This is a genomic window from Rummeliibacillus sp. POC4 (assembly GCF_003576525.1).
GTDB lineage: Bacteria > Bacillota > Bacilli > Bacillales_A > Planococcaceae > Rummeliibacillus.
Window position 1 is genome coordinate 1 of record NZ_QWUA01000011.1, and the last position, 25,664, is coordinate 25,664.

At 33.2% G+C, this 25,664-nt stretch carries 26 protein-coding genes; 22 read left to right on the top strand and 4 right to left on the bottom strand.

The window, feature by feature from the left end:
• The first annotated feature begins 8 nt into the window (after positions 1-8).
• The 8 genes from D1606_RS05625 to D1606_RS05660 all read left to right on the top strand — a co-directional run bounded on the left by D1606_RS05625 (position 9) and on the right by D1606_RS05660 (position 7,335).
• On the top strand, positions 9-707 hold the full coding sequence (locus D1606_RS05625) for a response regulator transcription factor (protein WP_119415112.1): 699 nt from the start codon (positions 9-11) through the stop codon (positions 705-707).
• 3 nt (positions 708-710) lie between these two features.
• A complete protein-coding gene (locus D1606_RS05630; RefSeq protein ID WP_119415045.1) occupies positions 711-2,075 on the top strand; it encodes a sensor histidine kinase in 1,365 nt (454 codons plus the stop codon).
• 25 nt (positions 2,076-2,100) lie between these two features.
• Positions 2,101-2,808 carry a polysaccharide deacetylase family protein gene (locus D1606_RS05635; protein ID WP_233548028.1) on the top strand — a complete coding sequence of 236 codons (708 nt, stop codon included), beginning with the start codon at positions 2,101-2,103 and terminating at the stop codon, positions 2,806-2,808.
• Complete coding sequence (locus D1606_RS05640; protein WP_119415046.1) at positions 2,805-3,404, top strand: DedA family protein; 600 nt, start codon at positions 2,805-2,807, stop codon at positions 3,402-3,404. Before D1606_RS05635 ends, D1606_RS05640 begins: the two co-directional genes overlap by 4 nt.
• Before the next feature lie 297 nt (positions 3,405-3,701).
• Positions 3,702-4,883 carry an MGDG synthase family glycosyltransferase gene (locus tag D1606_RS05645; RefSeq protein WP_119415047.1) on the top strand — a complete coding sequence of 394 codons (1,182 nt, stop codon included), beginning with the start codon at positions 3,702-3,704 and terminating at the stop codon, positions 4,881-4,883.
• Positions 4,884-4,889: 6 nt separating this feature from the next.
• A complete protein-coding gene (locus D1606_RS05650) occupies positions 4,890-5,453 on the top strand; it encodes a hypothetical protein (RefSeq protein ID WP_119415048.1) in 564 nt (187 codons plus the stop codon).
• A 327-nt stretch (positions 5,454-5,780) separates the two neighbouring features.
• The gene (locus D1606_RS05655; RefSeq protein ID WP_147414457.1) at positions 5,781-7,070 is read left to right on the top strand and encodes a restriction endonuclease; all 1,290 of its coding nucleotides are present in this window, start codon (positions 5,781-5,783) and stop codon (positions 7,068-7,070) included.
• A gap of 1 nt (position 7,071) precedes the next feature.
• Entirely contained in the window at positions 7,072-7,335 is a 264-nt protein-coding gene (locus D1606_RS05660; RefSeq protein WP_119415050.1) for a hypothetical protein, read from the top strand.
• A gap of 422 nt (positions 7,336-7,757) precedes the next feature.
• Here the strand turns inward: D1606_RS05660 and D1606_RS05665 are convergent, their stop codons facing one another.
• Positions 7,758-9,026, bottom strand: a complete 1,269-nt coding sequence (locus D1606_RS05665) for a BaiN/RdsA family NAD(P)/FAD-dependent oxidoreductase (protein ID WP_119415051.1) — start codon at positions 9,024-9,026, stop codon at positions 7,758-7,760.
• 127 nt (positions 9,027-9,153) lie between these two features.
• Here D1606_RS05665 and D1606_RS05670 point away from each other — a divergent pair, with 127 nt between their 5' ends.
• The gene (locus D1606_RS05670) at positions 9,154-10,764 is read left to right on the top strand and encodes a putative polysaccharide biosynthesis protein (protein WP_119415052.1); all 1,611 of its coding nucleotides are present in this window, start codon (positions 9,154-9,156) and stop codon (positions 10,762-10,764) included.
• 9 nt (positions 10,765-10,773) lie between these two features.
• Complete coding sequence (locus tag D1606_RS05675; protein WP_119415053.1) at positions 10,774-11,478, top strand: pseudouridine synthase; 705 nt, start codon at positions 10,774-10,776, stop codon at positions 11,476-11,478.
• A gap of 376 nt (positions 11,479-11,854) precedes the next feature.
• Here the strand turns inward: D1606_RS05675 and D1606_RS05680 are convergent, their stop codons facing one another.
• Positions 11,855-12,076 carry a DeoR family transcriptional regulator gene (locus D1606_RS05680; protein ID WP_119415054.1) on the bottom strand — a complete coding sequence of 74 codons (222 nt, stop codon included), beginning with the start codon at positions 12,074-12,076 and terminating at the stop codon, positions 11,855-11,857.
• Positions 12,077-12,401: 325 nt separating this feature from the next.
• On the opposite strand from D1606_RS05680, the gene pepV reads away from it, so the two are divergent.
• The 5 genes from pepV to trmB all read left to right on the top strand — a co-directional run bounded on the left by pepV (position 12,402) and on the right by trmB (position 19,472).
• Positions 12,402-13,799 (top strand): dipeptidase PepV, encoded by a 1,398-nt coding sequence (pepV, locus tag D1606_RS05685; RefSeq protein ID WP_119415055.1) that lies wholly within the window; start codon positions 12,402-12,404, stop codon positions 13,797-13,799.
• A gap of 303 nt (positions 13,800-14,102) precedes the next feature.
• Positions 14,103-16,418 carry a right-handed parallel beta-helix repeat-containing protein gene (locus D1606_RS05690; protein WP_119415056.1) on the top strand — a complete coding sequence of 772 codons (2,316 nt, stop codon included), beginning with the start codon at positions 14,103-14,105 and terminating at the stop codon, positions 16,416-16,418.
• Positions 16,419-16,505: 87 nt separating this feature from the next.
• On the top strand, positions 16,506-17,351 hold the full coding sequence (dat, locus tag D1606_RS05695; protein WP_119415057.1) for a D-amino-acid transaminase: 846 nt from the start codon (positions 16,506-16,508) through the stop codon (positions 17,349-17,351).
• A gap of 192 nt (positions 17,352-17,543) precedes the next feature.
• Positions 17,544-18,587 carry an NERD domain-containing protein gene (locus D1606_RS05700; protein WP_119415058.1) on the top strand — a complete coding sequence of 348 codons (1,044 nt, stop codon included), beginning with the start codon at positions 17,544-17,546 and terminating at the stop codon, positions 18,585-18,587.
• Positions 18,588-18,824: 237 nt separating this feature from the next.
• A complete protein-coding gene (trmB, locus tag D1606_RS05705) occupies positions 18,825-19,472 on the top strand; it encodes a tRNA (guanosine(46)-N7)-methyltransferase TrmB (RefSeq protein ID WP_119415059.1) in 648 nt (215 codons plus the stop codon).
• Positions 19,473-19,556: 84 nt separating this feature from the next.
• On the opposite strand, the gene D1606_RS18675 is transcribed toward trmB, so the two are convergent.
• Positions 19,557-19,733 carry a hypothetical protein gene (locus D1606_RS18675; RefSeq protein ID WP_158582320.1) on the bottom strand — a complete coding sequence of 59 codons (177 nt, stop codon included), beginning with the start codon at positions 19,731-19,733 and terminating at the stop codon, positions 19,557-19,559.
• 218 nt (positions 19,734-19,951) lie between these two features.
• Between D1606_RS18675 and D1606_RS05710 the strand changes: the two genes are divergently transcribed.
• The gene (locus D1606_RS05710; RefSeq protein ID WP_119415060.1) at positions 19,952-20,815 is read left to right on the top strand and encodes a YtnP family quorum-quenching lactonase; all 864 of its coding nucleotides are present in this window, start codon (positions 19,952-19,954) and stop codon (positions 20,813-20,815) included.
• A 114-nt stretch (positions 20,816-20,929) separates the two neighbouring features.
• Here the strand turns inward: D1606_RS05710 and D1606_RS05715 are convergent, their stop codons facing one another.
• The gene (locus tag D1606_RS05715; protein WP_119415061.1) at positions 20,930-21,244 is read right to left on the bottom strand and encodes a hypothetical protein; all 315 of its coding nucleotides are present in this window, start codon (positions 21,242-21,244) and stop codon (positions 20,930-20,932) included.
• Positions 21,245-21,434: 190 nt separating this feature from the next.
• On the opposite strand from D1606_RS05715, the gene D1606_RS05720 reads away from it, so the two are divergent.
• The 6 genes from D1606_RS05720 to ytpR all read left to right on the top strand — a co-directional run bounded on the left by D1606_RS05720 (position 21,435) and on the right by ytpR (position 25,513).
• Positions 21,435-22,493 carry a M42 family metallopeptidase gene (locus tag D1606_RS05720; protein WP_369973754.1) on the top strand — a complete coding sequence of 353 codons (1,059 nt, stop codon included), beginning with the start codon at positions 21,435-21,437 and terminating at the stop codon, positions 22,491-22,493.
• A gap of 120 nt (positions 22,494-22,613) precedes the next feature.
• Positions 22,614-23,141, top strand: a complete 528-nt coding sequence (locus D1606_RS05725; RefSeq protein ID WP_119415063.1) for a DUF84 family protein — start codon at positions 22,614-22,616, stop codon at positions 23,139-23,141.
• An 80-nt stretch (positions 23,142-23,221) separates the two neighbouring features.
• Positions 23,222-23,743 carry a hypothetical protein gene (locus D1606_RS05730; protein WP_119415064.1) on the top strand — a complete coding sequence of 174 codons (522 nt, stop codon included), beginning with the start codon at positions 23,222-23,224 and terminating at the stop codon, positions 23,741-23,743.
• A gap of 10 nt (positions 23,744-23,753) precedes the next feature.
• Entirely contained in the window at positions 23,754-24,065 is a 312-nt protein-coding gene (locus tag D1606_RS05735) for a thioredoxin family protein (protein WP_119415065.1), read from the top strand.
• A 27-nt stretch (positions 24,066-24,092) separates the two neighbouring features.
• On the top strand, positions 24,093-24,908 hold the full coding sequence (locus D1606_RS05740; protein WP_119415066.1) for a DUF1444 domain-containing protein: 816 nt from the start codon (positions 24,093-24,095) through the stop codon (positions 24,906-24,908).
• On the top strand, positions 24,905-25,513 hold the full coding sequence (gene ytpR / locus D1606_RS05745) for a YtpR family tRNA-binding protein (protein WP_119415067.1): 609 nt from the start codon (positions 24,905-24,907) through the stop codon (positions 25,511-25,513). Before D1606_RS05740 ends, ytpR begins: the two co-directional genes overlap by 4 nt.
• Positions 25,514-25,664 lie beyond the last annotated feature (151 nt).

Genomic DNA, 25,664 nt, shown 5'->3' on the forward strand with positions numbered 1-25,664 from the left:
AGTCTAATATGGTTAAGCGGATTTTGATCGTGGAAGACGAAGTTCAAATCGCTAAAATATTAAAACTAGAATTGGAATACGAAGGCTATGAAGTAGTCGTTGCAAATAACGGTAAATTTGGATTAGAAGTAGCATTACAAGGAAAAATCGATTTGATGCTATTAGATATTATGTTGCCTGAGATGAATGGCATTGAAGTGTTAAGAAAAGTTCGCAAAGTAAATAATACGTTGGCGATTATCTTATTGACAGCACGCAATTTGACTATGGATAAAGTGACAGGGTTAGATTTAGGAGCTAATGATTACATTACGAAGCCATTTGAGATGGAAGAATTACTGGCAAGAGTTCGTTCATGTTTACGACAAACTGAAATGCTTTCCAATGCAACAAATGATAAGGATAAAATATTAACCTTTAATGATTTATCGATTAACACAGAAACACGAGAAGTGATTCGAGAGAATACAGCGATTTCTTTAACTCCAAAGGAATTTGACTTACTAGTTTATCTAATTTCTCATAAAAATACAATCGTAACAAGGGAAAATATTATAAAAGATGTGTGGGATTATGAGTATGAAGGGGATACCAATGTCATTGACGTCTATATATGGCATTTAAGAAAGAAAGTAGATGAAGGGTTTACCAGTACCCCTATTATTCAAACAGTAAGGGGCGTGGGGTATATAGTAAAGGAGGAGTAGAATATGAAAATTACCAATAAGATTAATCTAATTACTACAGCATGGATTATTTTTGTATTGGTTGTTGTTAATATCGCAGTCTTTTACTCCTTTTTGAAAGTGACAGTAAATGTGGAAGAAAAAGTAGTTCTTCAAAATGCAGATGCAATTTTAGAGGATATTAATAATGGAGATTCAAATGAAGTGATCAAAGAGAAATTGTCGAAGTATTTAACGAATGGATCTTTTATTCGAATTATTGATCGTCAATCCAAAATTATCAACCAAGTAACAAACAATAAACAATTCGCCAATAAGATAAAAGGAAAGTTCGTCACAAAAACAACTTCAAATCGATATTTAGTAAGAATGGCGCAAGGGGAAGAACAAATGCTTGTTGTGAGTATTCCGATAGAATTTAACGGGCAAGTTATTGAGACCCTTGAAATTGGCGAAAGGTTAGTTGGATTAGAGTTAGGGAAAGACGTATTGCTATCAATTTTAGTTGCTTGTACAATATTAGGAGCTTTAATATCTCTTATAGGGGGCAAATGGTTAGCGAATATTCTTATTCGACCTGTATCAAATATGATCGATACGATGGAAGAAATAGAGAAAAGTGGTATTACAAAACGAATGACTATTGAAGGACAGCCAAAAGATGAATTGCAGAAAATGGCCGTAACTTTCAATAGAATGATGGATCGATTAGATGATAATATTGATAAACAACAGCAATTCATTTCTGATGCTTCACATGAACTAAAGACACCTATTACTGTTATCAAAAGTTACGCTGATTTTTTAAGAAGACATGGTATACAAAATGAAGAAGTAGCGCTTGATGCGGTGGGCGTTATCCATTCTGAGGCGACTAGAATTCAGACAATGGCAGAAAAATTTTTAGATTTAGCAAATACGGAATCAGAAAATAGTTTAGAAAAAACAACAATTGATTTGATCACACTTAGTAAAGACATTGTAAAACAATTACAAAGAACATATAAAAGAGAAATAATACTTCATCACGATGAAGAACTGATCACAGTTATTGCCGATGAATTGAAACTTAAGCAGGTAATCATCATACTTCTTGATAATGCGATTAAATACAGTAAAGATCGAATCGATATATATCTAGAGAGTCGGGAAAATGATACGATTATCCGAGTAAAAGACTATGGTATTGGTATTTCAGAAAGTGAGATAGACAATATATTCGAGAGATTCTATCGGGTAGATAAAGCAAGGAGTAGAGAAACTGGTGGCACAGGGCTTGGTCTAGCAATTGCAAAAAATATTATGAAACAACATGATGGTGAGATTAAAGTAAAGAGTAAAGAAGGCGTAGGAACGGAAATAGAACTCTTCCTCCCACATAAAAACTAAAAAATTGAAAAGAGCTGTTAGATAAGTGTCTTATGTACTGATAGGGATTGGTATTGTAATATTATTGTTCTTTTGCTATGGAGCAATTCCAACTGTCCTCATTCGTGTATTTGAATGGGGAATAGTAAAACGAATTCATAGAAAAGAAATGGCCATTACTTTTGATGATGGTCCAAATCCAAAATTCACTCCACAATTATTAGACGTATTGAAAAAATATGATGTAAAAGTTACATTTTTTGTCATCGGGAGCAATGTAAAAAAGTATCCTGAAATTATTAAACGTATGGCTGATGAAGGTCACACAATTGGTATTCATAGCTACGAACACATTTCAAGCTGGATCTTGTCACCGTTTAAACTAAAAAAACAACTTGAAATGACAGAAAAAGCGATAACAGAATGCACTGGTCAAAAGGTTTCGTTTTATAGACCACCATGGGGGCATTTTAATGTATTCACATTAATTGTTAGTAAAAAATACACTAAAATAATGTGGTCATACATTTTTGGGGATTGGAAAGTGGAGAAAGCCCAAAATGGTCTCTTAGAAGAATTACGTGCTTCAGCAAACGAAGGAGTCATATTTGTTCTTCATGATAATGGTGATACATTAGGTGCTGAGGAAGATGCACCTGGATATATGATTCAAAACTTAGACATATTCTTAGAAGAATCTAAACAAAAGGGCATTCAATTTATTACATTAAAAGAGTTAGAGAGGGATTTATGAGTATAGATGTCATTACAGAATATATCAATTCGTACGGCTATATCATTCTATTTATCTGTTTGTTTTTTGGAATTGTTGGGATTCCTGCACCTGAAGAATCATTATTGTTTTTAACGGGCATTTTAATCAGTCATCATCATCTTGCAATGGGTTCTGCTTTAGTTTACTCAGAACTGGGTGCATTTATCGGGATGCTTACTGCTTATTATTTTGGCAAGTACTTAGGCAAACCATTTATAGATAGGTTTGGAAGACATATTGGGCTAACAAAGGAAAAATGGAGTGTAATAGAGAATAGATATAAAGCGAATGCCCGTAAAGCAATAACGTTTGGCTTTTACTTACCAGGTGTTCGCCAAATTAGTCCTTACTTTGCGGGAATTGCACATTTTCCATTTCGCCAATTTTTTCTATTCTCCTTAATTGGTAGCGTGATTTGGACTATACCCATTATTTTAGCTGGTTACTATACTGCTAGAGTGATTTATATCAATCCAAAGTATGTTCCTTATTTAGGTGTTTTCCTTTTTGTGCTATATTTAGTTCATCTATTATGGAAAAAAATAATCTACAAAAATAAGAGGAAACAGAAATAAAAAAACGTAAGAATGAATTTATATCAATCTTCTTACGTTTTTATTTAGCTTATTTTAAATAATAGCTTAATTTAATCAGAAATTCCGGAATTATTTGTTAATATAGTATGGCGGATTAGTTGCTGAAAGTTGACTTAAAGCATAAAAGTAAAATTAAAAATACATTAAAACTGCAAGATTTTAGAAAAAACGTGATATTGTCAAATTGTTAAATAAAAACTATGCATTTTCTAATTTAGAAGTAGTTTTCTAATTCACAATGAGCGAAAATTAGGTCGTAAAAAGGAGCAGCAAAAAATGAAGAAAATTCTGTTCTTACCACTCTTACGAATGCAATCTGGTCATCATCAAGTTGCAGACACAATAATGGATATGATTAAAATAAGAGACGAAAATATTATATTAAAGAAAATAGATATAATGAGCTATTCAAGTAAAACATTAGAAAAAGTAATCTCAAAGAATTATATAAAATGGATTAATATTGCGCCAAAGTCCTATGATTATGTATACAAAAAACGCTTTTCGCCTTCTAACGATTCGAAAAATCCTACTAAATTTTACGAACGATTTTTCTTAAGGAAAATGTATGATTTAATCACAGTGGAAAAGCCAGATTTAATCGTATGTACGCATGGTTTTCCTTCGTATCTTGTAAGTAAACTAAAAAGGATAGGAAGATGCAATATTCCTGTTATTAATGCATATACAGATTTTTTCATTAATAATTTTTGGGCTAAAGATGGCATAGATCTTCATTTTGTACCTAGTAAAGAGGTAAAAGAAAATTTAATAGATATGTATCGTATTCCAAATGAGCGAATTATCGTGACAGGCATTCCTGTTCATGAAGAGATTAAGAAAACTACGCATAGGGATTTTCATAGTGTGAAGCCATTAATATTGATAGCAGGGGGAAACAGCGGATTAGGTGGAATATTAAAGTTGTCTACTGAGCTGAAAAACGTAAATCAATATCATTTTATCGTCCTTTGTGGTAACAATGAAGAACTCTATGATGAGATAAACTCTTGGGATAATGATAACATTCAACCTTTACCATATATCTCCTCACGAGAAAAAATGAACGAACTCTATGATAAGGTTGATGCCATTATAACAAAACCAGGTGGCGTAACAATAAGCGAAGCTTTAAGAAAAAGACTTCCGATTTTTGTCCATTCTTATCTTCCTGGACAAGAAAAGATTAATCTAACCTATTTAAAAAAACATCAATTAGTATTTGAGATGAATCCAAACGAATCACTAGCATCTCAATTAAATACATTTTTAAAAAACACTGAAAAAATGAATCAATGGGAGCATTCGATTGACATTTTTCAACAAGAAATAGAAATGGATATGCCTGAACAAATAATGGATGTTATGAACTGGATTTTAGACACGAAGATAAAACGTATACCAATACAAAAAAAGTACCGTCTATACAATTACAGATTGCTCGGGTTTAGGAGCTGATTTTATATGGAAATTGCAAAAGTAATTTTAAGAGATTCAGAAATTCCTGTTCAAAAAGGAACAGTAAGATTAGTTGAATATGAAGATGAATTGTCAGTGGATGATGATGAACGAACAATAGAGGTTGAGTTAAATGTCCATCCGACTGTTGCGAAATTTATTGATTCAATAGTAGATTATAGAAAAGAGAAGGTTACCTTAATCTCCGAGGAAAACCAAAGAATAACAGGCTTATTTAATATTCATGTTGGTAAAGCGGGAATATTATTAACAGGAGATCCAAGCTTAGTAAATGGTGTAAGCAATATAGTAGCCGTTCCATATGAAAAAAACCTCCTTCAAGGTGAAAAAGGTCATGGTATTCCTTTGAAAATGGAATTGGAAGGGAAATCTAAAAAACGATTTGTAGAGCTTTTGAATGGATTGGTTCAAGGTGATTTTCAGGATCATGCTAACCGGCAATTTATATCTACTTTAAGAGATAAAATCCAAAATGGCGTAAGATTAAATACCTTCGATCAATATATTAAAAGAGAAATTGAAAATTATGTTCTTGAGGTATTTACTTGAATTGTTCAAATTATAAAGAAGGTAAAATCAGAGGTTGATAGCTTTGATTTTATTTTTATTTTTAGGATCTTGGTTTTTAAAAGGACAATGCTTTAGATTTAATAACTTCGACTGGTATCCAAACCATTATGCTCCATTGATTCGTATTGATATTACAAGATCCTCATATATACAAATTTATACATAGTAATTCTTTGAATGACACTATATAGACACTATATAAGGCAATTTAGTGGTCTAACGATAAAAAGAGAATTATTGGTAAAATTAAGACAGTTAGGTTCGTATCGAGGACGTAATACCAATTCACAAATAAATGAGATACCATTGGATGCGATGAACCATAGAATTAACACATTAGAATATTACATGTTTGGATATAAAGAAAAAGTTGATGGAGTTAATAGGTTTTTATTTAGCCCATTAGGCAATTTGTTATTAAAACACTTAGATGACCCAAAAAAAGTAAAAAAGATTTTTTTAACCATGCTTTGGGCAATTCAATTTCCTCATCCATATGGTGGTACAGATCGATCATTTGAAGTGTATCCATACCGTTTAATCTTCAAGTTATTACGGGATAATAGGTTGGAGAATTATCTTCAGGCTTTTGAAGTTGAGTATGTTTTGTTTTTTATTAAAAAGGTGGATAAGTTAGTATATGAAGATATTATAAATAGTATTTTGAAATTACGAAAATTGAATAACGAAGAAATTACAAAGCTTTTTAAAAGAAATAATGAACTTCAACATGCATATGTAAATGCTGCTCATGAGTGGGATTATTATGCTTCTCAATTAATTTCTGATATAGGAATATTAAATTTTACTAATGGTGAAGTTATTACTAAGTTGCAACATGGGAAAAGTACAACTTTTAGAAAAATCACTAAGAATAATGTGTCAATAAATAGTGATGTAATTAAATTTGTAGATATCCTTGAAACTAATTATTCTGTTTTTGATGATATAGTATATCTGAATGATTCTAATAGAATGATCAAGGACATTAAAAAGGAAATATTTAATTTTTTTCCAAAGGAATTACTTGATGAAATAAATGATAAAGATACTGATAGTATTAGCAGTCAAGCTATATTAAGTTTGGCGAGTTTACCTAAGAAAATTGATTACTACTCACAAAACTCTAATAAAGGAGATGCTTATTTATTTGAAAAAGCTTTAACTGAGGGATTTAATATGTTTTATGATGTAGATGCGGAACTTATTGGAGGCGCTGGTAATACCGATATCGAGTGTATGTACATTACAAAAAATATTAAGTTTGCAGTTGATGCAAAATCTACAAAAAATAAGCTTACTAATTTAAATGCTGGACGGTTACGAAGTCATCGAATGAAAATTGGTGCTCAATACACCGTTATTGTTACTTCGAGATATGTACCTGCAGTATTAGAAGATATAAGAGATTCTGAAATAGTAATAATTAAAGCAAATACTTTTGCGGAATTACTTTATAATTGTATTAATTATAATGTTCGTGATTTAAGTTATGAAATGATAAATGAATTAATAGAAAAGCATTTAGGCGAAGATATAAGTGAGGTTATTTCAGATAGCACATTCAAAATGTTTTCTATAAAAAGGGGGGGATAAAATGGAGAATTTTCTTGGCTTTTTAATTATAGAAAAAAATTTTAAAGAACGATCAGCTAGAGATGTATTAAATAGACTTAAAAGAATTAAACGTTTATTAGGCATAGAAAAAATAGTAATTAGTGATATATATAATCTGAATAGACAGTTGCAAGAAAACCAAATGTTCCAAGGAATGAGTCCTTTTGTAAAATCTCAACTAAGAAGAGCTTTAAAACTATATGAAGAATTTGAAGAATATGAAAAAATAATTAAGCAAAATTAGTATACTATAATTTTAATAGTGATAACTAAGTTCAAATTATTTTTGTTTATTTACTTTGCTGCAGAATAGAGTTCTTTAAAATACGTGCAGCACTTTTTACTTAGCGAGGAAGATTGAGGAAATTAATTCAATGTTCTACGGAAAAGCAGCAGGAATGTTTTAAGTCAAAGCTAAAAAAACATATTCAGTGGCAATGACTTCGTGGCAAAGTTATGTGTTTCCACGCGAAGATTTAAGTCAAGTTCATGGAAATCCGTACGCGAAACTTAATAATATGAATACTCCACATATAATTTTTCTAAGTGTTCATATCTTTAACTAGAAATAATTTATATTGATTGATAAAAATAATAAGGGGATTGCACAAAAACTTTTTGGCAATCTCCATATTATTTTCATGCTTTTTATCTACTCTTATTATATTATTCACTAGTATATTGAGCAGCATTCATCCCAGCAATTCTCCCTGTAACTAATGCAGAGGTGATATTATAGCCTCCAGTATAGCCGTGGATATCTAATATTTCACCACAAAAATAGAGCCCATTTTTCTTTTTGGAAGCCATTGTTTTAGGTTCAATTTCTTTCGTAGATACCCCACCTCCAGTGACAAAAGCTTTTTCTAATGGTTGTGTGCCATTGACAGTCATTTCAAAACCAACAAGATTTTTAGCAAGATGTCTAGCTTGCTCAGCTGAAAGGTCTGCGCCAGTTAATGATTCATCAATGTTAGCTTTAGCCATTAAGAATAGTAGCCAGCGTTCTGGGGTAAGCCCTTTCCAGACATTTTTTAAAGCTTTTTTCGGTTCAGCTTTTGCTAATTTAAGCAACAGTTGAAATGCTGATTCTGCATTATATTCAGTTAAAGCTTGTATTCGGATAGTAACAGGATTTCCTCCGTTTTTCTTCATTTCTTTTACCACAAATTGACTACAACGTAAAATTGCAGGACCACTCAATCCAAAGTGTGTAAAAAGCATGTCCATTTGATGTGAGATTATTGGTTTTCCTTTTTTATTTAAAACAGAAATTATTGCATCTCTCAGTGCTAATCCTTGCAACTCTTTGCTTCGTATAAACGTCTCATTGGAAAGTAAGGGAACTTCTGTTGGGAAAAGTTCTGTAACAATATGACCAGCTTTTTCAGCCCATGGATAGCCATCACCTGTGGAACCTGTTTTTGGAACGGCTTTTCCACCAACAGCAACAACAACTGCACCAGCTTTAATCTCTTGACCATCTCTTAAACGAACGCCAAGGATTTTCTCATCATCCATCAATAATTTAGCGACAGGAGTATTTTGGCGAATTTCTACCTTTAGTCGACTTAACTCGTGTAGCATAGCATCGACAACATCTTGTGCACGATTTGAGACGGGAAACATTCGACCGTGATCTTCTTCTTTTAACGCAACACCGAGATTTTCAAAAAAGGCAATTATATCTTCATTGTTATATACAGTGAACGGACTATATAAAAAACGTCCATTTCCTGGAATATTTTTGACGATTTCATCAATTGGTAGACGATTGGTAACATTACATCGCCCACCTCCCGAGATCGCTAATTTACGTCCTAACTTATTACCCTTCTCTAGTAGAAGGACTTTCTTTTTTTCAGTACCAGCGGCAATAGCAGCCATTAGACCGGATGGACCACCACCGATTACAATTACATCATAGTCATACATTTGGCGAACTCACTTTCTCTTTTTTTAATTAATTATACACGAAGTAAAGAAACTATTTGAGTAATTGTATGACGAGTTGTAAACTAAAATTTAGGTTTATTAGAATTGGATAGATTGGAAGGGTATTATGTCATCTTTAATGAAAGGCACTGCCATATTAACCATTGGCATGTTTTTATCAAAGGTACTAGGCCTCGTTTATATATTCCCGTTTTACGCCATTATTGGGCAAGAAAATGTGGCATTGTATTCGTATGCCTATGTTCCTTATACAATTATGCTATCGGTAGCAATATCAGGTGCACCGATTGCAGTATCAAAGTTTGTAGCAAAATATAACAGTCTAGGTGATTATGCGTCCGGTAGAAAGCTTGTAAAATCAGGCTTGATGATTATGACGCTTACTGGTTTTGTAACATTTTTGGCTTTGTTTTTATTAGCAGATCCAATTGCGCATCTAGTCATTAAAGATGAAGAGCAAGTGTTTACAGTATCACAAATTGCAGGGGTTATTCGATGGATCAGCTTTGCATTAATCGTTGTGCCATTTATGAGTTTGGTTCGCGGATTTTTCCAAGGCTATGATCATATGGAGCCTACAGCAATTTCACAACTGGTAGAACAAATTATTCGTATTATTGTTCTATTAGTAGGCGCTTTCCTTGTAATGCGAGTTTTTAATGGAAAAGCACAAACAGCTATTTCATTTGCTGTATTTTCAGCATTTATCGGAGCACTAGCAGGCTTAATTGCGCTTTGGTATTATTGGCGTAGGTTAAAGCCAGAGTTCGATCTAAAGTTGAAAAGCAGTGTATCATCAGGTCAATTATCATATACAAGTATTTATAAAGAAGTTATCACATATTCTATTCCTTATGTATTTGTGGGGATTGCGAACCCGCTTTTTCAATTAGTAGATATGTTAACATTTAATACCGCAATGTCTAATATTGGTTTAGCAAAAGTTTCGGATGAGTATTTGGGTATGTTAAACTTTACAACACAGAAAATTGTTATCATTCCGGTAATGCTTGCAACTGGTTTTTCGATGGCATTAGTACCGGCAATTACAAACTACTATACAAGAAAACAAAATGGTGCATTGATCAATGCAATGGACAAGACCTATCAAGTCTTATTATTTGTCACATTGCCTGCTGTAGTGGGTATTTCGTTGTTATCTACAGATATATATCATTTATTGTATTCAGAAAGTGCTATGGGTTCTAGCATATTAGCTTTCTATGCACCAGTAGCCATTCTCTTTGCTTTGTTCCAGGTTACTGCTGCATTATTACAAGGAATTGATTATCAAAAATGGATTGTCTTTAGTTTATTAACGGGAATTTTAGTTAAATTAGCGATTAACATTCCTTTAATCCAATCGTTTGAAACAAAAGGTGCTATTATGGCAACAGCGATTGGCTATTTAATCTCAATTTTGATCAATATCATTGTTTTGAAAAAAGCCTTAAATTATAAATCTAAAATGGTTATAAGACGTTCTATACTCATTATTGCATTAACGATTATTATGGCAGCATTTGTCATTGTGACACATAAAGTATTAGTATTGATGTTCGGCGTTGCGCATTCGAAATTACTTGCGCTTTTATATTTGGTTATATGTATTACTATCGCTGTAGTTGTTTATGGCTTTTTATCTTTACGAATTGGACTAGCGCAAAAACTACTTGGTGAAAAAATTACTAAAATTGGTCGTAAATTTGGACTTTAGGAGGTAGCAATGCGTTTAGATAAATTATTATCAAATATGGGTTATGGTTCACGTAAAGAAGTGAAGAAACTGCTAAAGATGAAGGCAGTATCTATTGATGGGGTGGTAGCAAAAGATGTATCACTCCACGTTGATCCAGACAAGCAAAGTGTCACAGTGCTTGGTGAGAGAGTCATCTATCAAGAATATATCTACTTAATGATGAATAAGCCAGCAGGTGTGATTTCTGCTACAGAAGATCTATATGATCAAACTGTAATTGATTTGCTTGATCCAGTTCATGCACATTTCAATCCTTTCCCAGTAGGAAGATTGGATAAGGATACAGAAGGATTCTTATTAATCACGAATGATGGAGTTTTAGCACATAACTTATTGTCTCCGAAAAAGCACGTTCCAAAAGTGTATTATGCAAGAGTGGACGGTAGAGTAGTAAATGAAGATATAGAACAGTTTCGCCAAGGCGTAATTTTAGATGATGGATATCATACGAAACCTGGTAAACTAACAATTATAAATTCTGGTGAGATTTCTGAAATTGAGTTGGAAATTTCAGAAGGGAAATTTCATCAGGTGAAGAGAATGTTCGAAGCAGTAGGTAAAAAGGTGATTTATCTAAAACGATTATCAATGGGGAATTTGTTGTTAGACGATAGATTGAAATTAGGAGAATACCGAGAGCTAACTGCTGAAGAAATTGAGAGTATTCGTTAACAGAATGAGTTCCCTCAGCATAAAAAGATATCCAGCTTCGGGCGCTAGCTGCTCGAGACACTTCAGACCCTCATTCGAAAGCTGAGAAGATGCTTTCGATTCGGGCCTTCCAGTGCTTGTCGCGGGACCACAGGAAGTGGGTCAGATAGCCGTTGCCACAGGACGTGGCGAACTTAGGCTATCTTCCTTAATCGAGCGCCCTCAGCATTTAAAATAAAATAAAAATAAAAAGAATGACCGAGCGACGCAGCAAGGTCATTCTTTTTTTAAACGTTCATAATTTGCGTATTAACATGTTAGACGAATTTGCCACCAGCATATGGCGAGTTGACCGTCCATTCAACGAAAAGCGTGAGATCCAACTCGTTGAACCTTTCTAAGATGTCATTTTCACTTTCTTACGCGTCGTTGTCCATTTGCCACGACTTGGGCTTTCGACCAAATCGTTAAAGGCTAACACATTCAAATCTCTTTGAATGGTGCGAGGAGTGATGCCGAATTCATCGACTAAATCTTGCGTAGTCACAGTACCTTTACTATGAATGTACATATACACATCTTTTATCCGATTAAGCATCCGATCAGTGGTTGGTTTCATTGGTGAACCACTCCTTCATCTTATTTCTCAAGACTAGCGGACGAAAATAATTGTGAGGTATTCAGGCTCCTAATTTAGTTTGCCTTAGACATCCCCTTTTCAATTTTAATGGTCAGACTTTATTGTCTGACAATTTCATTATAGCGAATGTTACTTGACTTTTCCATACTTTTGATTAAGTTTTTATGTTTGTAACAAAGTACAAGTCTTTAAACTCGAATGAAATATCAAAAATTTACTTTAATATACGGATTTTTGATATTCCTATGTGGAAAGAATGAAAGGGTGTAAAATAGTAATTAGTTATTTAAAGGAGGAAATTTTAATGGATTGGTTAAAAAATGCCCAACAACGCCAAGATGAGTTAATTGGCAATTTACAAGAATTAGTACAAATAAACAGTGTGTTAGATGAAAGTACAGTTTCTGCTGATGCTCCATTTGGTAAAGGACCAAAAGAAGCATTGGACTGGATGCTTGAACAAGGTAAAAGCCAAGGGTTAAAAACAAAATTGATCGATAATATGGTTGGTTATATCGAAATGGGTGAAGGTGAAGAATTAGTCGGTATCCTTTGTCATGTCGATGTTGTTCCTGCTGGTAGTGATTGGATACATCCTCCATTTGGTGCTGTTGTAGAAGATGGTAAATTATTTGGTCGTGGGTCTATTGATGATAAAGGACCAACGATGGCAGCATGGTTAGCTATGAAAATGGTCAAAGACGCAGGCATTAAATTAGATCGTAGAGTTCGAATGATCGTTGGCTCAGATGAAGAAACTGGTTTCCGCTGTGTTAAGCGTTATATAGAAAAAGAAGAAATGCCAACATTAGGATTTGCGCCGGATGCTGATTTCCCAATTATTAATGCTGAAAAAGGAATTGCTGAAATTTCATTCCGCCAACAATCTAAATCACAAGAAAAAGAACAACTAGTATCATTCCATGCAGGTCACCGTATTAATATGGTACCAGATTTTGCTGAAGCCATTGTTCGAAATGTACCAGAAGAATTTGAATTGACGTTTAATGCTTATTTGAATTTTGCTGAATTAGAAGGAAACATTGAAGAAACTTCAGATGGGTTTAAATTATCGATAAAAGGTCGTTCCGCACATGCGATGGAACCAAATGCTGGTATTAATGCAGCTGTAAAATTAGCTCAATATTTGAACACCGTATTTACAACACCACAGTCAAAAGAATTTACTCAATTCTTAGTAACCGGTTTTGCAAATGAATCTCGTGGTCGTGCATTAGATCTTGCATTCAAAGATGAGATGTCAGGGGATACGACTTTAAATGCTGGGGTAGTTACTTTTGAAGAAGGTAAAGGCGGTCAAGTTGATGTAAGTATGCGCTATTCTGTATCTTATCCATATGAAGAAAAGATTACAGCTGCAAGCTCTACTGTAGCAAAACTTGGCTTTGCGCTTGATGTAGTTGATGATTCTAAACCACATTATGTAGATCCAAAAGAAGAACTAATTCAAAAACTTTCAAAAGTATATGAACGAAATACAGGAGAAAAAGCTGAACTGCTATCTATCGGTGGTGGTACTTATGCACGGGAATTAGAAACTGGCGTAGCATTCGGTATGTTATTCCCTGGAGAACCTGATTTAGCTCACCAAGCAGACGAATATGTAGTAATCGAAAATCTTGTTAAAGCAGCAGCGATTTATGCTGATGCTATTGTCGAATTAGGCACAAAAAATAACTAGTAGTCTTCCATATATGCCAAATAAATGGTAAAATATAATTACAGTCCTCATGTTTTCTTTAAATGAGGGCTGTTTTAATTTTTAGGATATGTTATGAGTTTAGAGTTCATCCAAGTATAGGGAATGGATAAATTCGTTTTTTAGTAAATTTGATAACAGCAGAATAACAATATTCTTATCGCAAATAATAAGGTTAAACAAGTACAAATAATTATTGATAGAAGGTGATTAGGATAGTTAAATGTCGCATCAATCGATCAAATAGTAAATCAAAACTTATTTTAAAGAAGGAGTGATTTTACCATGAAGAAAATGATTAAAATTAGTATATACATAGCATCTTTATGCATTCTGTTTAGTATTTTATATCTTAAAAATAACGATTTAATCGCATTAGCCAGCCAGAAAACTTACACAATTTCTCCAAGTACGACTCCTATAAATCAAAAGATGAAAAAATATAGAACATATTCATCCAAAACAAAAAATTATTATACACTGAGGTCCTATCTTGAAATGTTAGAAGTTAATGGAGGAGGAACCTTAATATTAAAAAAAGGTACATATAAAATAACAAATACATTATTTGTACCATCAAATGTCACTATACGATTAAATAATGGTGTGGTATTAGAAAAAAGTATGGAAACAGGCAATTCATTGAAACCTTCAAAATCCATGTTTCAGCTAGTAGCCCCTAGTATCCAAAAGAATGGAGATCTTCATGATGGGTATACGGGTTCCAAAAATATTACGATAACAAGTAATGGTAAGGCAACTATCGATTTGAAAGATGAAGAAAAGGTGAATGGTATTATTACAGGGCATAACCAAAACCTTACAATAAGCAATATCAAATTTCAAAATGCAAACGAAGGATATTTTATTCAGTTAGTGGCAACGAAGAATTCGAAAATCATTAATAATACTTTCACAAAGGGAAAATCTAAATCCAAGCCGTCAATTAGTATTGAAGCAGCTGACTTTTCTTATGGAACGTATAAAGTTGGATGGAGTATGTATGATGAAACTCCAAATTCACAAGTATTAATCGAAAAAAATAAATTTGATGGAGTTTATGAAGCAATAAGTTCCAACCAATTTACTGTAGATATTTTTCACTCTAAAGTGAAAATTTTAAATAATACAATTAAAAATACAACTGCTAGCGCAATCGTTATGAAAAATTGGAAGTTGCCTACTATTGAAAATAATAAGATTGATTCTGTAAATGGGGATTATGGGATTTTTGTGAAAGGTACTTATAAACCAATCATACAGCTCAATCAATTTACAAATATGCAAATTGCCGTATTTTTAGCTGCACAAAATGATTTAAATGAACCATCAAATAATAATACGGTCACATTAGGAACGAAAAAAGCTCTTGCATCAAATCAAGGAAGAGATTTAGAAGAATATAATATGCAGATTGAGAATAATTCGACGGAGCCAGTAGAAAAAATTGAAATAACGAATATGAATGATATTGGAAAAAGAGAATATAGAGTAACCCCTGAATCACCAACTCTTAACAAAGAATTTCTTTTGCGCGCTTCCTACACTCCAGAAACGAAACAATACTATGCACTACGTTCTTATATGGAGCAACTTGAAAAACAAGGTGGAGGGAAAATTATTTTCTCAAAGGGCTTATATACAATTTCAAATGTGCTATATGTTCCGTCAAATGTAACATTAGAATTTGAAGATGGCACGGAAATTAGAAAAGGTGATGAAACTGGTACAACAGTTATGAATCCTTCTAGCTCTATTTTCCAACTGATTCGTCCATCTTTATCTAAAAAAGAACGAGTTGTAAGCGGACATAATGGTGAAAAAAACATAAGCTTTATCGGAAAAGGAAAAGTTGTTTTTAATCTGAATTATAAGCTAAGTAGCTTTGCAATTATTATGGGCCATAACAAAAATGTTCATATTTCTAATATTGAATTTCGTAATATGAATGCTGGTCATTTTATCGAAATGGATGCCTCTGAAGATGTCACAATTGAAAATAACCAATTTATCGATTCTAAACCATCAGACCGAAATATTAAAGAAGCGATTAATATTGATACTCCTGATAAAACAACACTAGGTTGGAGTTCGAAATGGAGTAATTTTGATTGTACAGCGAATAATCGTGTGAACATCATTAATAACGTATTTAAAAATTTGGATCGCTCAATAGGAACTCACAAATATTCAGGAGGACATCTTCACACGAATGTAGTTATTAGAGGAAATACGATTGATACGATGAGAAATGATGCAATAAGAGTGATGAATTGGAAAACCCCAACTATTGAAAAGAATGATATTCGAAACGTCGCAGTTGGTAATCCTAAAAAAAGAGGGATTTTATCAAGTGGGGCGATTAATCCTAAAATACGTGATAACACTTTTACCAACGTTGGACGAGCAATTCAATTTATTGCTTGGAAAAATACAGGCCCAGGAGAACAATATGATGAGATTAAGGATGTATTATCAGATGAGGAAAAGGATTTATTGAAAACAAATCAAATCTTCAATACAACAGAAAGCTTTATCCGTATTTCTTCGGTTTATCTAGAATACAGCAAGCCAGAAAAGATAAGCTTGACTTCAAAATAGATAAAAAGATGTGGTGAATTTGTATCTCACCACATCTTTTCTTTGTGTATAATGAAAAGAAATAAAAAAATAAGGAGTGCAAAATGAATGGAAAAAATGTTATTAAATAATGATTTAATTGACAATGACCAGATGAAACTGTCTATTAATGATAGGGGATATCAATTTGGTGACGGGATATATGAAGTCATTAAAGTCTATAATGGGAATTTATTTACCCCAACAGAGCATATCGATAGGTTATACCGAAGTGCAGAAGAAATTCGTCTAGTAATCCCATATACAAAAGATGTTTTACATAAAATGCTTTACGATCTTGTAGAAGAAAATGAGTTAACCGATGGACATATTTATCTACAAATAACAAGGGGAGTTTCGCCAAGAAATCATGCTTTTCCTATTGAGCCTACTGAACCTGTTTTGATCGCTTATACGCAAACGGCAGAAAGACCTGTCAATAATCACCGTAATGGCGTTAGTGCCATTCTTGTTGAAGATATACGTTGGCTACGATGTGATATAAAAAGTTTAAATTTACTTGGCAATGTTCTTGCTAAGCAAAAGGCGCACGAGGCTAACTGTTATGAAGCCATTCAACATCGCGGAGAGATAGTTACAGAGGGATCTTCTTCTAATATTTACGGTATTAAGAACGGTGTATTATATACACATCCAACAAACCAATATATTTTAAATGGGATTACACGCCAGGTTGTGATGAAATGTTGCCAAGAATTAGGCATACAAGTTGTAGAGGAGCCTATGACAAAAGAAGAACTATTACAAATGGATGAGGTCTTCTTATCATCTACCACTTCTGAAATAACACCAATCATAAAAATAGATGATTCTATTATAAATTCAGGTAAACCTGGTGATTTTACACGGAAAATACAACAAGCATTTGAAGAAAAAGTACAACAAGTTATGTGAATTCGGTCCTTTGAACATCGAACATATCATATTTGAATGTTCGATGTTTAATTATTTTTATGATTTTATAATTAGAAACTAATTTATGGAATTGACTCAAGTGGTTCATATATCCCTTTTTTTCTACTGCTATCGTGGTAAAATAGATTTATATAACTTTCTGTTTATTTCAAACTTTGGGGAGAAAATGATATGGCACAATTAGTTAAACTACAAGATTATGTTTCACGCTATCAAAGTGATTTAAAAAGATACCCAACCCAATTTGTTAGATTAAAAAGAATGCAATGGGAACGTATGAAAAGCGAGTGGCAATCTGGTGAGGAAATCCCACAGTGGGAGCATGAAGAAATTGAAGAAAAACCACACAATCGTTTTATTCAACGAATATTATCTTTTAAAAGAAAAAAGAAATTAGATCCTTGGGAAGAAAGTAACGATATCGGTGATAAGGGAGATTTTCTTAATGACTTATCTGAAGAGTTACATACACAACCAGATGAAGATGTTATACCTGAAGAGGAAACTGCTTTTATGTTTCAACCTACAATCATCTATTATCCACAAACAATTGAAGAACTGAAAAAAATGTATATAGATCAACTATTTCAGTTTCAGCTTAAATGGGCAAGTTCAACACTTCGAGAAAAGTCGTATGTAGAACCAAAATATTATCGTGATTCATTACTAAGAGCATTTACACAACGTCTGCCAGATAGTTATTTTCTATTTTACTATCCAATTCTTCAAGTGAAAAAGGCACCTGTTGAATTAGGAATCATTTTACTAACACCAACTGATTGTTATTGTATCCAAGTACTTGAAGAAGAAGTGCAAGCGGTGTTTGTTGGAGACAGTAATAGATTTTGGAAGAAAAAAGTAGGGAAAATCGATAAAAAAGTTCTCAGTCCGCTTATTGGACTAAATCGCATGGAATCCGTTATAAAACAGATTTTCCGTAAGAACGAAATTGACTTACCTATCCGTAAAGTTGTACTTTCTAGAAATGGTTACATTGACTATCCTGGATCTAGTTTTGGTGTCGAATTTGTTGATAAAAGAAAATACACAGATTGGTTTAGTCATTTGAGTAAAAATCCATCACCGATGAAACTTATGCAGTTTAAAGCTGTTCAATTCTTACTAGATAAGGTGCAAACAACTTCTTACCACAGATTAGATTCAGATGATGAACCATTGCTTTCACCTGACCATACTGTTGAAAATCATTCATAACAGCCTCTATAGATTATTTGCAGATAACCAATTATATCTTAAAAATTATGGATGACAATGTCATTGCACATACTGATAGTGAATATGCTTGAAGCAGAATTTACATTTAATGAAATTATTCAAAGTAAAATTATCAGATTCCTGGAAACTAGCTAGAAAGTCTCCTTGACTAAGATATTATTTTCTTGAATAATTAAATGTTGAGTTGTATGAAAAATATAGAAATGAGGAAATACATTGAGAGTTCGACACAAACCATGGGCAGCAGATTTTATAAAAGAACATTCTGAAATTATCATTCCTGATCCAGAGCAATATAAAGGAAATTGGCAGAAGCTATTTGGAAATGATAATCCTTTGCATATTGAGGTAGGTTCAGGAAAAGGACAATTTATAACTGGTATGGCATTGCAAAATCCAGAGATCAATTATCTAGGCATAGAATTATTTGATAGTGTAATTGTGAAAGCTGCAGAAAAAGTGATAGCAGCTGGGACACCAAAAAATGTTCGATTACTTATGGTGAATGGTGCAGATTTACTAAAGTATTTTGCCAAAAATGATGTAGATCGTTTATATTTAAACTTTTCTGATCCTTGGCCAAAAACTCGACATGCTAAAAGACGATTAACACATAAGAACTTTTTAAAATTATATGAATCAGTGTTAATAGACAATGGAGAAGTACATTTCAAAACAGATAACCGCGGATTATTTGAATTCTCTCTAGTGAGCATGTCACACTATGGTATGAAACTTAACTATGTATCTCTTGATTTGCATCAAGAAATGCCAGAAGATAACGTGATGACAGAATATGAAGAAAAATTTTCTTCTAAAGGGCAACCAATCTATCGTTTAGAAGCTCAATTTCAAACAAAATAAGTTTCTGAATAACGACTATGATTGATAGCGTAAATACCATTAAGAGGTGTCTTAAATTGTACAAACATTTAAGACACCTCTTTTTTACTTCATATGTATTTGAGATTGAAGTATTATTTCTTTTTCTAATTGGTGTAATTGTATACACAGTTCTTTTTGCAAGGCTTTTGATGAAAAGTCTTCCGTATTGATTTTTTCGATTTTTGTCAATAATTCTAGGTAGTGCTCACATATCATTTCAAAATCAGTGTGAATTTCCATAAAGCATCCCCCTTTTTTCATGAAAAAGCTTTTGGTATTGAACCTTTATAACTATATTTTACAGAAATAATAGATATAATTATCTATTTTATTATATTATAGAAAATTTTGTCTAATTTTAAAGTAAATAGTACAAGTATTTTATAACATGTTACAATTATATGAAGCATCTCGCATTACTAGCGATGAGTGAAAATACACAAAGGGGGATTCATAGTATGGATACATTTCAATTCCATGATATGAAGTTAACTTGGTTAAATGGAGGAGTTACTTATTTAGATGGAGGGGCTATGTTTGGAGTTGTGCCAAAGCCGTTATGGTCACGGAAATATCCAGGAAATGAAAATAACCAAATCGAATTGCGAACAGACCCAATATTAATAGAATACCAGGGAAAAAATTTGTTAATCGATTCTGGGGTAGGAAATGGGAAATTTACAGAAAAGCAACTGCGTAATTATGGTGTAAAAGAACAATCAAAGATTGATATAAGTTTACAAGAACTAGGGTTATCAACGGATGATATTGATTATGTATTAATGACACATCTACATTTCGACCATGCATGTGGATTAACAAAATGGCAAGATAATAAGTTAATCCCTACATTTGCAAATGCTTCTATATTCGTTTCTCAAATAGAGTGGGATGAGATGCGTGAACCGAATATTCGTTCAGCCAACACATATTGGGCTGAAAATTGGAAGCCAATCGTTGATCAAGTTGTACCATTCGAGGGGCAATTAGAAGTTTTACCAGGTATTTTGATGGTTCATACAGGTGGACATAGTGATGGGCATTGTATTATCCGTTTAGCGCAAAAAGGTGAAACAATCATACACATGGCGGACATTATGCCAACTCACGCACATCAAAATCCTTTATGGGTAATGGCCTATGATGACTATCCTATGAATTCTGTCTTTGCAAAAGAAAAATTAGTAAAAGAAATCTTAGAAAACGGTTATTGGGTTAGTTTCTATCATGATGCTTACAAACGCTTGATCAAATGGGATGCTGCTGGAAAGAATATAATTGATGAACTACCACGAATAAGAGAATCGCATACAGCGAAATAGCTATACTAAAAGTAAGTTTTATATGAAAACAAAAAGTACAATTCAAATTTGTTTTGAATTGTACTTTTTTACTTTTGGGAAAGTCCCATTACATTATTTATAATAATTACTTTTTTATACTCTTACCAAATCAACAACAGAACCTGTTCTTGCATCTGCAGCAAATTCAAAATTGACAGCTTCTCCATCTTCAACTCGAGAGATTCCGCCTTTATATACTGGAATTTCAATACTTTCCTTGTGGAATAACTGAGGCTCCATGAAAATCCATGATCCATCTATTGGCCCCTGAGTTTTAAACGCATCTTTAATATCATCTAAAACTGAATTAGCATTTTTGTATGGACTTACTTTTTCACTGGCTTCTTTAATAACATATGCAGTAGCAATTCCTGTCGCAATTCCTAGCAAGAAATCCTGTAATTTCATTTGATACGCCTCCTTTTGTATATGCCATTAGTTTAACATAACTGTTCAATGTGTGAAAATTAGATGAATGAAAAGTCCTTATTTTTGTAAAAAACTTCGAATTTCGAAATAGAATGAGTAGAATTTTCTTTTTATTTTGTCTACAATAGAAATGAATGCTCTAAGGGAGGCTTTTATAGTGAAACAAGATATGCTTGAAATGTTTAAAACACTTACAGAATTACCAGGTGCTCCAGGAAATGAGCATGCAGTTCGAGCTTATATGCGCCAAGAATTATCAAAGTATGCTGATGAAATTGTCCAAGACAATTTAGGGGGAATCTTTGGACTTAAAAAAGGCGATGAAAATGGTCCGCGTATTTTAGTTGCAGGTCATATGGATGAAGTAGCATTTATGGTCACTCAAATTACAGATAAGGGTATGATTCGTTTCCAAACTCTTGGTGGTTGGTGGAACCAAGTAATGCTAGCACAAAGAGTGGAAGTATATACATCAAATGGTCCAATTCCAGGTGTAATCTCTTCTGTTCCCAAACATTTGCTAACACCAGAAATGCAGTCAAAACCAATGGAAATTAGTAATATGTTGATTGATATTGGTGCTGATGATAAGGAAGATGCAATTAAATTAGGTGTACGTCCAGGTCAATCAATCATCCCTGTATGTCCGTTTACGCCAATGGCAAATCCTAAGAAGATTATGGCAAAAGCATGGGATAACCGATATGGCTGTGGTTTAGCCATCGAATTATTAAAAGAACTAAAAGACGAAAAATTACCAAATACATTGTACTCAGGTGCAAATGTGATGGAAGAAGTTGGTTTAAGGGGAGCAAAGGTTTCTGCTAATCTGATCAAACCAGACTTATTCTTTGCATTAGATGCAAGTCCTGCAAATGATGTGTCAGGGGATAAGAACCAATTTGGTCAACTAGGTAAAGGGCCATTACTTCGAATTTATGACCGTACGATGGTTACTCATAAAGGAATGCGTGAATATGTATTAGATACTGCTGAATCTAATAATATCCCATATCAATTCTTCGTTTCACCTGGTGGTACAGATGCAGGTAGTGTCCACGTTTCAAATGAAGGTGTTCCAAGTACAGTAATCGGAATTTGTTCTCGCTATATCCATTCACATGCTTCTGTTATTCATACAGATGATATTGATGCAGCAAAAGAATTAATCGTAAAACTTGTAAAAAATGCAGACAACTCAACATTAGAAACTATACGCAATAGCTAGATATTGGTGATTACACTAAAAAAGCTTAGTAGCTGGATATAACTAACTATAATTTGTTATAGTAAAGGAGATTTCCGATTGGGAGTCTCCTTTAATTTTTTGAAGTTAGGAAGTGTCATGATGAAAGTTGGAATTGGTACAACAAACAAAGCCAAAGTTGGTGCGGTACTTTCCGTAATGACAAAATATTTTCATGATATATTGACATTTGAACATATTTCGGTAGATTCTGGCGTTTCTGCGCAACCTATGTCAGCTGAAGAGACTAGAAAAGGGTCTATAAATCGTTCGAGAAATGCATTGGTACAAACAAATGCCAACCTTGCTTTCGGTTTAGAGGGCGGTGTCACAATGATTGACGATATCATGTATTTATGTAATTGGGGATCTTTAGCTTTAGAAAATGGAAAAGTCTTTACCGCTGCAGGTGCTCAAATCCCATTACCTAAAGAAATAGCAGATCAAATATTAGCAGGTCGAGAGTTAGGTCCTGTAATGGATGATTTTATTCATCAACTAGATACACGTCAAAATAGTGGCGCTATTGGTATTCTGACTGATGGAATGATCGATAGAAAAGAAATGTTTGAACATATATTACAACAATTGGTTGGCCAATATTTCTTTTATCAAAAATACTCGAAATAGCAAGAAATGCGCGATAGTTGCATAGGAAAATCTCCCATTTTACAATAAAGATAGTATAAGTACGAATGGAGGAATTACATATGTTCCGTCAATGTACCAAACTATTTGTATCAACGCTTTTTATATTGAATATTGCAGGATGTGGTAATTCAGTGGATTCCCAAATATCGCAAGGACTTTCAGATGCAGACACAATTTTCAATGCGAAACCCAAAAGTAGTACGGCATCAACTGAACATTTACAATTTTATCTACCACAAGGTTATAAAGTTAAAAATTCTTCCGATGAAACGAATGTAATTTTATCGAAAGGTAAAAGAACTTATTCTATTTTTTATAATCCAGATGAATCAAAGAAAAGCCAACACTTCTATAAAGCATTGCAATCGAGCGAAAAAGAAGAAATTGTTAAAGAAAAGACTTATGAAAAAAATGGCCGTTTTGGCTTTGCGACTGTTTTGAAAAAAGATAAAGAATCTTACGAAGTCATTGCAAGCACAGGTGGAGTTAAAGTTACAGGAAATGTAGAGACAGAGGATATGAATAATATAATTCCTGAATTAATGACTATTGCAAACTCCGTACAACTAAAAAAAAAGTGAGGTCTTAAAGATGGAAAAATTACAATCAGTCGAACAATATAATTCTTTAAAAGAACAAGGAAAACACGTTTTCGTATTTGAAGCTGGATGGTGTAAAGACTGTCGTTTTATCGAGCCATTTATGCCTGCAGTTGAAGAAAAATTCAGCGATTTTTCTTTCATCTCTGTTGACCGAGATGAATTTATCGATTTATGTGGAGAAGAAAATGTATTTGGTATTCCAAGTTTTATCGCTTATAACAATGGTAAAGAAACAGGTAGATTTGTTTCTAAAGACCGTAAAACTCAAGAAGAAATCGAAAAATTTATACAAGAACAATAAGTTATTGTTAATGAGGTGAGTAACCAGATGTCAGCACAGGAGTTAATGAATCTTTTAAAAGAGCGTCTAGGTGAAGCTCACTTTGAATGGAAGTTAGATTCAAAAACAAATAAGTTACGATTAGAAGATCTTGAATTAGGAAAAGGGATGGACCTTTTTTTAGGCGATATTCTAACAAAATATGACGAACGAAAAGAAAAAGCAATTGATGAGGTCGTTTATACGATTGAACAAACTTTTGCAGCGATGAAAAAGGAAAAGGAGCGAGGCTTTCACGATTTAACTAATATTTACCCAGTGATTCGTTCTGGATCTTTTCCTAAAAAAACAAAAGAAGGTCACGCATTTATCACAACAGAGCATACTGCTGAAACAAGAATTTACTATGCACTTGACCTTGGTAATACGTATCGCTTAATCGATGAAGATATGGTGAAAAAGCTTGATGTCCCTGTAGAACGAATAAAGGAATCTGCGCGCTTTCAAGTACGTAAATTACCAACTAAAGTTAAAAAGGACGAAGTTGCAGGTAATATCTTTTACTTTTTAAACGAAAATGATGGATATGATGCAAGTCGTATTTTAAATGATGCGTTCTTAAAAGAAATGCGTGGTAAAATTGAAGGAGATATGACCATTTCAGTACCTCATCAAGATGTACTGATTATCGGTGATATTCGCAATAATACAGGGTATGATGTTTTAGCTCAAATGACCATGCATTTCTTCACAATTGGAACAGTGCCTATTACATCATTGTCCTTTGTCTATGAAGAAGGTCACTTAGAGCCAATCTTCATCCTAGCGAAAAACAGAGTGAAAAAGGAGCAAGAAAAAAAATGATCGTATCGTACAACAAAGTGCATGTAGGTGACGTATTACTAGTCCAACTAGCTACAGAAGCAATTGTCAAAACTGAATTAGAAAGACATGGAGACCTAGTCTTACTAAAAGAAGGAGCAACAGGTGAAGTAAAAGGTTTTAACCTTTTTAATGCTAGTCATTATCTCACAATAGAAGAAGTAGGAAATGTGGAAGTGACAAAAGAACTTGTTGCTCAATTAGAAGACATTATTGCCAAAAGTGGTGCGAACGTAAGTCTTGATGTAGACTTAACACCAAAATTTGTAGTTGGTTTTGTGCAAGAAGTAGCAGAACATCCTAACGCTGACAAACTACATATCTGTAAAGTGGATGTTGGTGAAGATGAACTATTACAAATTGTATGTGGCGCTCCAAATGTTGCAGAAGGACAACATGTAGTCGTTGCCAAAGTAGGTGCTGTAATGCCATCTGGAATGGTCATTAAAGAATCTGCATTACGAGGTGTTGATTCATACGGTATGATGTGCTCTGCTCGTGAATTAGGTATTCCAAATGCACCACAAGTAAGAGGCATAATGATATTAGACGATGATACAGAAGTAGGTTCAGCATTTAAGTTTTAATCAAATGAACTAGTTTTGTTCATCGTTGAAATTGAATCGATTAAAAATAAATACTTACAGAAAAGTACCTTACTCAAAATATTGGGCAAGGTACTTTTTATTATTTCTTAAAAAGAAATCTATAAGAAATATAAGTATATATAATAGAATC

Bases quoted from the DNA above. Each gene is read 5' to 3' on its own strand.
- D1606_RS05725 (WP_119415063.1), top strand. From the start codon at position 22,614: ATGAAAGTTGGAATTGGTACAACAAACAAAGCCAAAGTTGGTGCGGTA.
- pepV (WP_119415055.1), top strand. From the start codon at position 12,402: ATGGATTGGTTAAAAAATGCCCAACAACGCCAAGATGAGTTAATTGGC.
- D1606_RS05650 (WP_119415048.1), top strand. From the start codon at position 4,890: ATGGAAATTGCAAAAGTAATTTTAAGAGATTCAGAAATTCCTGTTCAA.
- D1606_RS05730 (WP_119415064.1), top strand. From the start codon at position 23,222: ATGTTCCGTCAATGTACCAAACTATTTGTATCAACGCTTTTTATATTG.
- D1606_RS05675 (WP_119415053.1), top strand. From the start codon at position 10,774: ATGCGTTTAGATAAATTATTATCAAATATGGGTTATGGTTCACGTAAA.
- D1606_RS05710 (WP_119415060.1), top strand. From the start codon at position 19,952: ATGGATACATTTCAATTCCATGATATGAAGTTAACTTGGTTAAATGGA.
- D1606_RS05625 (WP_119415112.1), top strand. From the start codon at position 9: ATGGTTAAGCGGATTTTGATCGTGGAAGACGAAGTTCAAATCGCTAAA.
- D1606_RS05720 (WP_369973754.1), top strand. From the start codon at position 21,435: ATGCTTGAAATGTTTAAAACACTTACAGAATTACCAGGTGCTCCAGGA.
- D1606_RS18675 (WP_158582320.1), bottom strand. From the start codon at position 19,733: ATGGAAATTCACACTGATTTTGAAATGATATGTGAGCACTACCTAGAA.
- D1606_RS05665 (WP_119415051.1), bottom strand. From the start codon at position 9,026: ATGTATGACTATGATGTAATTGTAATCGGTGGTGGTCCATCCGGTCTA.
- D1606_RS05680 (WP_119415054.1), bottom strand. From the start codon at position 12,076: ATGAAACCAACCACTGATCGGATGCTTAATCGGATAAAAGATGTGTAT.
- D1606_RS05660 (WP_119415050.1), top strand. From the start codon at position 7,072: ATGGAGAATTTTCTTGGCTTTTTAATTATAGAAAAAAATTTTAAAGAA.
- dat (WP_119415057.1), top strand. From the start codon at position 16,506: ATGGAAAAAATGTTATTAAATAATGATTTAATTGACAATGACCAGATG.
- D1606_RS05630 (WP_119415045.1), top strand. From the start codon at position 711: ATGAAAATTACCAATAAGATTAATCTAATTACTACAGCATGGATTATT.
- D1606_RS05700 (WP_119415058.1), top strand. From the start codon at position 17,544: ATGGCACAATTAGTTAAACTACAAGATTATGTTTCACGCTATCAAAGT.
- D1606_RS05735 (WP_119415065.1), top strand. From the start codon at position 23,754: ATGGAAAAATTACAATCAGTCGAACAATATAATTCTTTAAAAGAACAA.
- D1606_RS05740 (WP_119415066.1), top strand. From the start codon at position 24,093: ATGTCAGCACAGGAGTTAATGAATCTTTTAAAAGAGCGTCTAGGTGAA.
- D1606_RS05645 (WP_119415047.1), top strand. From the start codon at position 3,702: ATGAAGAAAATTCTGTTCTTACCACTCTTACGAATGCAATCTGGTCAT.
- D1606_RS05690 (WP_119415056.1), top strand. From the start codon at position 14,103: ATGAAGAAAATGATTAAAATTAGTATATACATAGCATCTTTATGCATT.
- D1606_RS05640 (WP_119415046.1), top strand. From the start codon at position 2,805: ATGAGTATAGATGTCATTACAGAATATATCAATTCGTACGGCTATATC.
- D1606_RS05670 (WP_119415052.1), top strand. From the start codon at position 9,154: ATGTCATCTTTAATGAAAGGCACTGCCATATTAACCATTGGCATGTTT.
- ytpR (WP_119415067.1), top strand. From the start codon at position 24,905: ATGATCGTATCGTACAACAAAGTGCATGTAGGTGACGTATTACTAGTC.
- D1606_RS05715 (WP_119415061.1), bottom strand. From the start codon at position 21,244: ATGAAATTACAGGATTTCTTGCTAGGAATTGCGACAGGAATTGCTACT.